Annotated in this window: 8 protein-coding genes, 1 other RNA gene and 1 pseudogene; 8 read left to right on the forward strand and 2 right to left on the reverse strand. The window is 43.4% G+C overall.

The features are described 5' to 3' along the window. Positions 1-548: 548 nt before the first annotated feature. Positions 549-1,499, forward strand: coding sequence for an ABC transporter ATP-binding protein (locus tag LYNGBM3L_RS24105; protein ID WP_009149944.1), 951 nt, complete (start codon positions 549-551; stop codon positions 1,497-1,499). A gap of 148 nt (positions 1,500-1,647) precedes the next feature. Further along, positions 1,648-3,381, forward strand: a complete 1,734-nt coding sequence (locus LYNGBM3L_RS24110) for an ABC transporter permease (RefSeq protein WP_044494542.1) — start codon at positions 1,648-1,650, stop codon at positions 3,379-3,381. A gap of 41 nt (positions 3,382-3,422) precedes the next feature. On the opposite strand, the gene LYNGBM3L_RS38845 is transcribed toward LYNGBM3L_RS24110, so the two are convergent. Beyond that, complete coding sequence (locus LYNGBM3L_RS38845; RefSeq protein WP_009149948.1) at positions 3,423-3,602, reverse strand: hypothetical protein; 180 nt, start codon at positions 3,600-3,602, stop codon at positions 3,423-3,425. 63 nt (positions 3,603-3,665) lie between these two features. Between LYNGBM3L_RS38845 and LYNGBM3L_RS24115 the strand changes: the two are divergent. From LYNGBM3L_RS24115 to ffs, 6 genes and pseudogenes are all read left to right on the forward strand, one after another. Then, positions 3,666-5,021 (forward strand): annotated as a pseudogene (locus tag LYNGBM3L_RS24115) (RNA-guided endonuclease InsQ/TnpB family protein). Positions 5,022-5,292: 271 nt separating this feature from the next. Then, positions 5,293-5,694, forward strand: coding sequence for a hypothetical protein (locus tag LYNGBM3L_RS24120; RefSeq protein ID WP_009149953.1), 402 nt, complete (start codon positions 5,293-5,295; stop codon positions 5,692-5,694). Then, positions 5,687-5,863: an HNH endonuclease gene (locus tag LYNGBM3L_RS38850; protein WP_009149955.1), complete on the forward strand. Its 177-nt coding sequence runs from the start codon at positions 5,687-5,689 to the stop codon at positions 5,861-5,863. The genes LYNGBM3L_RS24120 and LYNGBM3L_RS38850 overlap by 8 nt, the downstream gene beginning before the upstream one ends. Before the next feature lie 457 nt (positions 5,864-6,320). Further along, a complete protein-coding gene (gene ilvB / locus LYNGBM3L_RS24130) occupies positions 6,321-8,180 on the forward strand; it encodes a biosynthetic-type acetolactate synthase large subunit (RefSeq protein WP_009149959.1) in 1,860 nt (619 codons plus the stop codon). Positions 8,181-8,707: 527 nt separating this feature from the next. Beyond that, positions 8,708-9,160: a hypothetical protein gene (locus LYNGBM3L_RS35060; protein ID WP_009149960.1), complete on the forward strand. Its 453-nt coding sequence runs from the start codon at positions 8,708-8,710 to the stop codon at positions 9,158-9,160. A gap of 56 nt (positions 9,161-9,216) precedes the next feature. Beyond that, an RNA gene (gene ffs, locus LYNGBM3L_RS35500) (signal recognition particle sRNA small type) lies at positions 9,217-9,313 on the forward strand. Positions 9,314-9,552: 239 nt separating this feature from the next. Here the strand turns inward: ffs and LYNGBM3L_RS35065 are convergent. Next, positions 9,553-10,245 (reverse strand): hypothetical protein, encoded by a 693-nt coding sequence (locus LYNGBM3L_RS35065; RefSeq protein WP_009149962.1) that lies wholly within the window; start codon positions 10,243-10,245, stop codon positions 9,553-9,555. Positions 10,246-10,488 lie beyond the last annotated feature (243 nt).

Consider the following 10,488-nt stretch of genomic DNA (forward strand, 5'->3'; position numbering starts at 1 on the left):
AGTATTTTGGTCGATGCTTAAGTATGAGGTGTCGTGGGTATAAGTTATAGCGTTGTCTTGATGCAGTCGCTCATGGGGGAAACCCCCAAGACCGCGCTGCATCGCTCGATACTATAGCATCTGGCCGGTGTATGAGGGTAATTTTTTGATCAGCAGAGTTGGCAAGGGATAGGTTAAGGGATGTCACCGATGTAACTGATAGACTCAGACTTCGCCACAAAAGAAAAGTCCGGAAGGAATCCCTAAGCTAGGGATAACTGATACAAATCAATAACTCAAATAATTGATCAATAATTCCAATAAATCTAGGCAAGCTCAAGCGCCCTAGGTCAACTGATAGATCGAAACCGATAGATCTAAACCGATAGATCAAGAATAAAGCGCTAGGCTGGAAAAAAAACCAACATCTGAATTTACCCTTGCGGTGCGACCCCGCGCTTTTTCACAGGGCTAGGGAACGCCCACCAATAGAAGGCTTTGGTATTGTCCTTTATTGGCCCAGACAGACCTTAGTCTTAGGTAATTGAAATAACTAAAACCAGACTCTGATGGTAAAAGAACTGGCTATTGATACCCGTGGACTAACCAAGCAATTCGACCGGCATGTGGCTGTGCATGAGGTGGATTTGCAAGTGGAAAGCGGTGAAGTTTACGGCTTAATTGGACCGAATGGTGCTGGAAAAACCACCCTGATCCGGATGTTAGCTGCAGCGGAAGAACCTACCACTGGTGAGATTTACATCAATGGTCAGCGTTTGCTAAGAGATCAAAGCAATCCTAGGCTAAAACAGCGTTTAGGCTATCTACCTGATGATTTTCCCCTCTATGAAGATTTGACGGTTTGGGACTACCTAGACTACTTCGCACGTCTATATAAATTAAGAGGCTCAAAACGCCGACAACGCTTATACGATGTTCTGGAACTGATTGAATTAACCAACAAGCGTAATAGTTTGATTTCTACCCTCTCCCGGGGGATGAAACAGCGCCTTAGCCTGGCTCGAACTATTATTCATGAACCGATTTTACTGCTGCTGGATGAGCCAGTCTCTGGTCTTGACCCCATTGCTAGAATGAAGTTTCGGGAAATTATTAAGGTTCTCCAAGAAGCGGGGATGACCATTCTAATTTCCTCCCATGTCTTGAGTGATTTAGCCCAACTGTGTAGCTCAGTAGGCATCATGGAACTAGGGTATCTGCTAGAAAGCGCACCCCTAGATGAGTTTTACCAGCGTCTTGGTCGCCAGCAAATTCTGTTGTCAAGCCTAGGTCAGCTGGATGTACTTAAAGGGGAATTGAAAAATAATCCCCTTGTAGAAGACTGGGAGATATTACCAGAACCAGGTCGGATGCGGATTCATTTTTCAGGAGGTCAAGAGGATTGTGCACAGCTATTGCGATCGCTGGTTAAGGCTGGGATTCCCTTGACAGAATTCCAGTGCTCTCAAGAAGACTTAGAAACAATTTTCCTTAAATTAGGTCATCAGCAAGCATCATAGCTCGATCATAGCTGCATGATAACTAGAGGTGCGACCCAAGGCCGGGTTCCCCGGCCATTGGAAAGCGCACCTAAGTGCAGGTTTGAGCAGGTTAAATCTTGTTGCACAAGTTTCTGAACAAGGAGACTACAAGGAGACTAATAGCGATATGGCACTTAATAATTTAGTTAACCAACTTGGGGAATTGAATCCCCAGGTGTTTCGAGAACTCAAAGGGAGTTTCAAACAGCGCAATGTCCTGATTACAGTGGCAATATCCTTGGTTGGTCAGTTAGTGATGCTGATCGGTTTTGGAAGTCAGCTACCAGTAGCTGATGGTGATCGTACCATTTATAACCGATATTGCACTGGTGTCAAAGACTATTCCAACCTTACTTGCCTACCAAATGGCTTGGGAGGTTTTGAGATTAACTGGTCTCTGTGGTGGCAAGATGTATTTGTCTGGCTGAGTCTTATCGGTATCTTCAGCTTGTTGGTGGTTGGCACCTATATGCTAATCAGTGACCTCTCCAAAGAAGAAAGTCGTGGCACCCTCAACTTTCTGCGCCTGACACCTCAGTCAAGCCGGAGCATCCTAGGTGGCAAACTACTGGGGGTACCAGCATTGCTTTATCTAGCAGTTGCTTTTGCCCTACCATTGCATTTTTGGGCAGCTATTGCTGGTAAAATCCATTTGCTTGAGCTTTTAGGATTTTACACCGTTCTCGGTACCAGTTGCCTATTTTGCTATAGTATGGCGCTACTATTTGGCTTAGTTAGTAGATCTCTAGGAGGTTTCCAAGCTTGGTTAGGTTCTGGTGCTGTACTCATCTTTGTGTGGATCACGACCATGGTGATTCATGACAGTGGTGTCAGCCATTACCCAGCCGATTGGCTAACGTTGTTTAATCCTACCATTGTCTTACCGTACCTGATTGATTCTAATTCCTTTGATGGGAGTAGGATTTCTACTTATCACCGTAGTTTCCAAGATTTGCGCTGGTTTGGTATCCATATCGGTGCCAGTTTCTGGACTATGGCTGGTTTTATTGTCCTCAACTACGGTGTTGGGACCTACTGGCTTGGGCAAGGGCTAAATCGTTGTTTCCATAACCCTAAAGCTACCCTGATTAACAAGCAACAGAGTTACTGGCTGACCGCTAGCTTGCAAGCAGTGATTTTAGGATTTGCCCTCAACCCTCAAGTCAAAAACTGGCGTGGTTATACCCATGGCTTGGAAGAGAATTCACAGATGCTGCTGGTCTTCAACCTGGTGCTGTTTTTAGCTCTGATTGCTGCCTTGAGTCCCCATCGACAAACCTTACAAGATTGGGCCCGTTACCGACATCAGGATCGGACTTTCCGCAAAAAAGGAGGGGTGATAGCTGACTTAATCTGGGGTGACAAAAGTCCAGCTGTGGTAGCAGTGGCAATAAATTGTGCGATCGCATCTGCGATGTTGCTGACGTGGATATTACTTTGGCCTGCCAATGAGTACAAGATACCTGCCCTTTTCGCACTGTTGCTCAATAGCAGTCTGATCATGATTTACGCCACAGTTGCTCAGTTAATGCTGTTGATGAAAACACAGAAGCGAGCTGCTGGTGCAGTAATAGCAGTAGGAGGATTGATTCTCTTACCCCCCATCCTGTTTGCAATTGGGTCGATGACTCCCTATGAGACTCCTGCTGCTTTATGGCTATTTTCGGTATTTCATTGGGGTATTTTGCCCTATGCTAATGGCAGTGTTTTCTTGGCCATCATTGGTCAGTCCCTAGCCCTAACGTTATTGAACGTACAGCTAGGACGACAATTGCAACAAGCAGGAGAATCAACAACCAAAGCCTTGCTTTCTGGAAAAACAGAGAAATATCAAGCGAGAGTTAGCCACCTAATTCATTAGGTGGGCGTGGAGCGAGCCGGGATAAATCCCGGCGCTCGTGTTCAAGGTAGCTTTCCGTTTCTCCCTAGATATTCGACATATTCAGAGAGACTTAACCCAGCAGATTTTGCCAGTTCTTTTAGGTTGTCCCAGGCTAGCTTGGTTACCTTCACACTGTAAGTTTTTTTACTTTCGTTATATATGCTTGGTCTGCCGACTCTTCTTTTTGGTTTTTCTGGCATTTGCTTGACATTTTAATTACGGTAGTATTTTTTTAAATAAACATAGCAAAAAGGTCGATGCAAATGTATGGTTGCCAACAACATTTTATAACTACGACAGCTGAAAATAGAGCGATAATATAATTTATCTGCTCAGAAGCTAACAAGCTAACCAATTGCGGAATCTATTATTGTCGTCAAATATTGTTCAAAGCCGGTAAATACCTTACAAATGCCGATTTGGATAAGATAATGAAGACAAATGTTCATTTTAAGGCAATGAGGTCAGCTTGTGCGCAACAAACGCTGCACGGAGTTATTGAGTCTTTTAAGTCTTATAAAGCCTTAAGCAAGTTATACAAGAAAGGTCAACTAGCGATCAAGCCTAGAGTTCCTAGTTACCGAAAGAAGGGGGGTTTGGCTGTAGTTAGTTATCCTGCTCGGTGGGTAAAGCTAATAAAAGGCCATCTCAAATTCACATTAGGAAAACAGGTTAAAGCTTGGTTTGGGATAGACCATTTCATCCTCCCTATGCCTTCTAATCTTGATTTCAAGTCAATAAAAGAGTACCGCTTTGTTCCAAGGAATGGGTGTTTGTATCTAGAGTTTGTCTATGAACGACCAGCTTCTGAACAGGTTCAATCAACAGACGAAGTGTTAGGTATTGACCCCGGTTTGAATAATTGGTTAACCTGTGTGTCTACTACAGGCAAATCATTTATCTTGGATGGAAGGAAGGTCAAATCTCAAAATCAATGGTACAACAAACGTGTCGCTGCGATTAAAAAAGGGAAGAGCAAGGATTACTGGGATGAGACTCTAGCTTATTTGACCGAGAAACGCAACAGACAAATGCGAGACAACGTTAATAAAGCTGCTAGATTTATAGTTAACTGGTGCTTAAGTAATGACGTTAGTACAGTTGTATTTGGTTGGAACAAGCGCAATAAAGACAGCATCAATATTGGAAAAAAGAACAATCAACAGTTTGTTCAGATACCTACTGCTAAATTAAAAATTCGAATAGAACAGTTATGTATTGAGTATGGTATCAAATTCCTTGAGACTGAAGAAAGTTACACCAGTAAAGCTAGCTTTTTAGATCGTGATTTCCTACCTGTGCTCGGCGCAAAACCTGTTCGCGAAGCGTGCCCTTCGGGCTTGGGGTGGGCAGCAAGCGGAAAGAGAGTGAAGCGTGGACTTTATCGGTCTGCAAAAGGTGAATTGATTAACGCAGATTGCAACGGAGCTTGCAATATTTTAAGAAAAGTAGCGACACAGCTAGGGAGATCCCTAGCCGAGGTCGGTAGAGCAGATTTGAACCTGCCACAACGATATAGATTAGACTCATTGTCTAGATCCTATCGTGAAGCGTCACGTTCGCGAAGCGAGTCCAAAGGACTCAGCGTGGTTTCAACCCGCAAAGTGACATCCGCTTAGAATCTACGCTTTTCAAAACGTAGAGAGTTCAACCAATTACCAGTCACTGCTGATTAAGTTTTTTAGTTTACCTAAGGGTCGTTTGAACCCTTAGGTCGCGCGTCGATCAACTTTCCTACCCTAATCAAGGACTAGATTATCAAAGGGTTTTTTATCCTAATTATCGCGAAACATTTAAACAACAAATCTACCTTGGAGTGTTTAGCTTTATCCCAAGGCTTCGCTCCTTTTTTTTTATAATTAAATAAGCATTCAAATCGACTAACAACCAATGGAAAATCTTAAAGTCGAAGCTCAGCTATCCTACGACCAGTTACTTAGAGCTGTTGAACAACTGAGTTTATCTGAACTGGAGAAAGTTGGAGCATACATCATATCCCTTCAGGCACAACGCAAAGCCCCCAGCCTTTCTTCAGATCAGGCTAGGTTGCTAATTACTATTAATCAAGGTGTACCAGCAGACATTCAAAACCGCTACGATGAACTGATTCAAAAACGAAAAATGGAGACGCTGACAGCTGAGCAGTATAAAGAACTTTTGGCTTTAAGTGATCAAGTGGAAACTATCGAAGCTAAACGTGTCGAAGCCATGGCAGAATTAGCTCGTTTACGTCAAATATCCTTAAGCACCCTCATGGCAGATTTGGATATTCATCTCCCTGGTAATGTCTGATAAATCAATTAAAGCAAAACATAGACAAGCAGTTGAATCACGAGCTCAAGAATGTTGTGAATATTGTCGGAGCCAAGCTCGCTTTGGCCCCCAATCTTTTTCGATCGAACATATCCAACGTCTAAGTCGAGATGTAAAAACTGAACTCGATAACTTAGCCCTAGCCTGAGGTGCGAAAAATAATTAGATTTTGCAAAACTATCTAAAATCCTACTGGTTTAATTGGGGACTTTATTCACCATTAAAATTAGTCCTTACTTATTTAGCACTAAAAAAATAATAGGATAAATTAAATTATAAATTTTTCCTAAAGCATAACTAGTTAGAGTTACCACTGGCATACAATCGTAGACTGATTTATCTATTTGATGCTTCTAGCTGATAACTAGACCGAGAGTGCTCAACGGAAAAATCCTGCCAAGTTGTCTGGACAGTTCCATATATTGAGTGTAAACTGAAACACAAAACCCATACTGTAGTAAAATTAACAGTTATTCTAAAATTCTGCTCAGCTATTATCAGCAATCTAACACCCTTAACAGCATAGGTGGGCTTGACCTTGGCGAATTAAATTCGCCAAGGTCAAGCCCACCTAAGGAACCGATCTACCACTAGAGGTGATAAGCGTGCAATCCCAAGTAATCTCAACAACCCCAGCTTCATCAACTACCCCCACTCGCCGCACAGGAGCATTTGCTCTAATGGATAGTCTCCACCGTCACGGTGTGACCCATATCTTCGGCTATCCCGGTGGAGCAATTCTACCGATATATGACGAACTCTATCACTGGGAAGATGCTGGTAAAATACAGCACATCCTAGTCCGACACGAGCAAGGAGCATCCCACGCTGCTGATGGTTATGCCCGTGCTACTGGCAAAGTCGGTGTGTGTTTTGCCACATCTGGTCCGGGAGCCACTAACCTAGTTACCGGTATAGCTACCGCTCACATGGACTCAATTCCTCTAATTTGTGTAACCGGTCAAGTCGCCCGTCCTGCCATTGGTTCTGATGCCTTCCAGGAAACCGATATCTTTGGGATTACTTTGCCCGTTGTCAAACACTCTTATGTGGTGCGTGACCCTGCTGATATGGCGCGGATTGTTGCCGAAGCTTTCCACATCGCTAGCACCGGACGTCCTGGACCAGTCCTGATTGACGTACCCAAAGACGTGGGTTTAGAGGAATGTGACTACGTACCTGTGGAAGCTAATCAACTCAAGTTGGTGGGCTATCGTCCAACAGTAAAGGGCAATCCCCGCCAAATTAACCAAGCCCTAAATTTAATTCGGCAAGCACGACGACCACTGCTTTACGTTGGTGGCGGAACCATTGCTGCTGGTGCCCATGATGAACTGCGCCAACTGGCAGAAATCTTCCAAATTCCGGTAACGACCACGTTGATGGGTAAGGGAGCATTTGATGAATCCCATCCCCTATCGGTAAAAATGCTGGGGATGCATGGCACTGCCTATGCTAACTTTGCCGTTAGTGAGTGTGACTTACTGATTGCTGTAGGGACGCGGTTTGATGACCGGGTGACCGGGAAACTGGATCAGTTTGCCTGTCATGCTCAAGTGATTCACATCGACATTGATCCCGCTGAGGTGGGTAAAAACCGCTCTCCACAAGTACCGATTGTAGGGGATGTGCGCCGGGTTTTGCAATATATGTTGCGCCGTTACCAGGAAATGAATATCTCAGCAGAACCTAATCAAACCCAGGAGTGGCTAGCACGGATTAACCGTTGGCGTGAGGACTATCCCTTGCAGGTGCCTCAATACCCCGATAGTTTATCTCCCCAAGAAGTGATTGTAGAGGTAGGGCGTCAAGCACCTAAAGCTTACTATACCACGGATGTCGGTCAACATCAGATGTGGGCAGCGCAATTTCTTAATAATGGACCGCGCCAGTGGATTTCCAGTGGCGGATTGGGAACTATGGGCTATGGCATGCCAGCAGCCATGGGAGTCCAGGTAGCATTACCCGATCAGCAAGTGATTTGTATTGCTGGTGATGCGAGTATCCAGATGAATATTCAGGAACTGGGTACCCTCGCCCAATATGGCATCAATGTTAAGACCGTGATTATTAACAACGGTTGGCAGGGAATGGTGCGTCAGTGGCAACAAGCGTTCTTTGGGCAGCGTTATTCCTCTTCAAATATGGAAGTCGGGATGCCGGATTTTGTGCAACTGGCTCAGGCTTACGGGGTTAAGGGCATGATAGTTACTAGTCGGGATCAACTACAGGATGCGATCGCACAAATGCTAGCCTACGATGGTCCTGTGTTGTTAGATGTTCATGTAACCAAAGACGAGAATTGTTACCCAATGGTAGCCCCTGGTAAGAGTAATGCCCAAATGATCGGTTTACCAGAAAAACCATTACTCAAGAATGCTACAGAGCTAATCTATTGCAGTAACTGTGGTGCCAAGAATGTAGCAAGTAACAATTTTTGTCCTGAGTGCGGCACCAAGCTTTAATATTGTGTACCTAAGGATTTGACATTGCTGATCAATGGCATGATTTAGGCTAATCGGTCATGGATAATAGTAATGGATAGTAATGGTTAATTGGTACTTAACCATTTACTAATTACCCAACTATAGTTAATATCATTCCTTAGTTCAGCAAAGCTGATAATTTCTCATTTAACCTTACTTACTTCGCTCACCAGCGGAGTATTTTTTTTGGCAAGTATCGTCAGTTTAATCCTACTTATCGGTAAGCATTCAGCTGATAGCTGATAGCTGATAGCTGATAGCTGAATGCTTACCTCATACCTAATCCTAAATTACCTGCCAGATTGGTCATCGTTGAGTGTAATCATACATAAGTTAGACATTCGTATACGTTATCCCATACATTAGTCTTCGATAATCATAACATAAGCAACCTATTATCAATTACCAAAAGGTAAGATTTATTGTTTGCAGGCATTGCTAAGAATTGGAATAACTAAAAATCACTCTATAGTCAACATTAATTCAAACGCTTATTGCTATTGTATATGATTAATACTAAGATAGTTCGGAATGGACTAGCTCTCCTAGCTAGTAGCTTATTATTCACACCCAGTCCTGGTTTGGCTAGCTCTCCTCGTCAGGGGCAAGTTGAAAATAAATTAATCGCAGCAGCACAGTATTTAAGAGACCGGGATTACATGCCAACTCATCGACCGGTAGTCAATAGACTTTCCCGAAACCAAGTCTATGCATTTACCCTGGATCTAGAAGCTGGTAAATCTTATACCTTAGTAAGTTTTTGTGATGATGCTTGTCTCGATATTGACCTAGGTCTGTATGATAACAATGGCCAAACCGTTGACTATGATACTGACTATGGTCAATATCCGATTGTTCAAGTTACCCCTCGCGGCAGTGGAAAATTTATGGTTAAAGTGGGTATGCCCCACTGTGTAAGCTCTTCATGCTATTACGGGGTGGGCATATTCGCGAAATAGATCAAGAGGATTGATCTTCCTTCCCATTTTGAAAAATTCATGCTATTATAATATGTGGTTCGGATCGACGCGATCGCAACGCCCAAACCTTGTCAGGACCGGAAGGTAGCAGCAATAAGGGATGCTTACGATAGGCGTGGACTCCGAGCCACTCTCGTAGCCACAACAAATAGCCACAACACATAGCCACAAAACCATACACTTCGCTGCAGTTGTCGGTAAATTCAGGTTTTGTAGCTTCTGGTATCACAAGAATCGAGGAAAGTAGTGGAAGAAAACACTACTCAGAAGCGACGCATCCCTCTTTTATCTTGTGTTACCCCTTCCATGCTCTCTGCTCCCTGCTCCCTGTGCCAGACTTTTGATCTAGCATAACCAGTACGGAATAACCTCTAATTCGACATAACCTCGATAATTTCAGTATCTGAAATCATGTCACCATTATGAACTAAATCCTGATGATTGTTGGAATTTAAGGTAACCGTGATTTCATTTCTACCAGGTTCAAGCTTGCCAATATAGTACCAATTGCTGTAAATCCTGGTAATTTTTTGGCCATTGATGAATAGATGGGCATGTCCTTCTCCTGGTTGATGGGCTTTGCTAGCATTCTTGGGAGAAAATTGGAAGTTAGAAACCTTTATTTCTAAATTCCATCCCGTCATCGGATCTGGATACACCACTATGTCAACATCTGGAACAGGTTGACCAGAAGGAATTTCCATTGTGCCATGATGATGACCCATACCTTCACCATGGTTACTACTGCTGCCGACCTTGTGATTATGGTGATTATGCTCCATCTCTTTATTATGCTCATTACTGGTTTCGGTTTTATGACCATGGAGCTGAGCATGGGTCTGTTCAGAATCTAGATCGTCTTGGCTAGCCATTCCACAACCACTACCAAGTAAGCTGATAGTTAGCAAACTGGCTGATGCTAATTTTAAAATAGTTCTAAGTGCTGAAAATACTGCTAACTGCTGAGGGGTTAGTAGGATTTCTTTGGGTAGGTAAGTTAATAAGGTCTTGCTCATCCGATCGACAATTGTTGTTTCTACCATGGACTTTGCTAAATTGCCCATGGTATTTTATATTAGGTCAGGTAAATTTTCAAAAGACAAGCTGTAAAACCTAGTAATTAGTTAGGTAAGCAGTCAGGGGTCAGCGGTGAGCTAAAAGCTCACGCTACGCGAACAGCAGTCAGATGAAAATAAACCCGGGAGAATTTAATATTGATAGATTAATGATAAGTGAAAGTATGGATAAAAGTCCTTGGCCATAGGCCACGCTAGGCCGTGTTTTCAAAGTTTTCCGCAAGATTTAGA

Origin of the sequence: Moorena producens 3L, from assembly GCF_000211815.1 — a bacterium.
GTDB lineage: Bacteria > Cyanobacteriota > Cyanobacteriia > Cyanobacteriales > Coleofasciculaceae > Moorena > Moorena producens.

Coding starts and splice junctions, on each gene's coding strand:
- LYNGBM3L_RS24110 (WP_044494542.1), top strand. CDS start 1,648: ATGGCACTTAATAATTTAGTTAACCAACTTGGGGAATTGAATCCCCAG.
- LYNGBM3L_RS24105 (WP_009149944.1), top strand. CDS start 549: ATGGTAAAAGAACTGGCTATTGATACCCGTGGACTAACCAAGCAATTC.
- LYNGBM3L_RS38845 (WP_009149948.1), bottom strand. CDS start 3,602: ATGCCAGAAAAACCAAAAAGAAGAGTCGGCAGACCAAGCATATATAAC.
- LYNGBM3L_RS38850 (WP_009149955.1), top strand. CDS start 5,687: ATGTCTGATAAATCAATTAAAGCAAAACATAGACAAGCAGTTGAATCA.
- LYNGBM3L_RS35060 (WP_009149960.1), top strand. CDS start 8,708: ATGATTAATACTAAGATAGTTCGGAATGGACTAGCTCTCCTAGCTAGT.
- LYNGBM3L_RS24120 (WP_009149953.1), top strand. CDS start 5,293: ATGGAAAATCTTAAAGTCGAAGCTCAGCTATCCTACGACCAGTTACTT.
- LYNGBM3L_RS35065 (WP_009149962.1), bottom strand. CDS start 10,245: ATGGGCAATTTAGCAAAGTCCATGGTAGAAACAACAATTGTCGATCGG.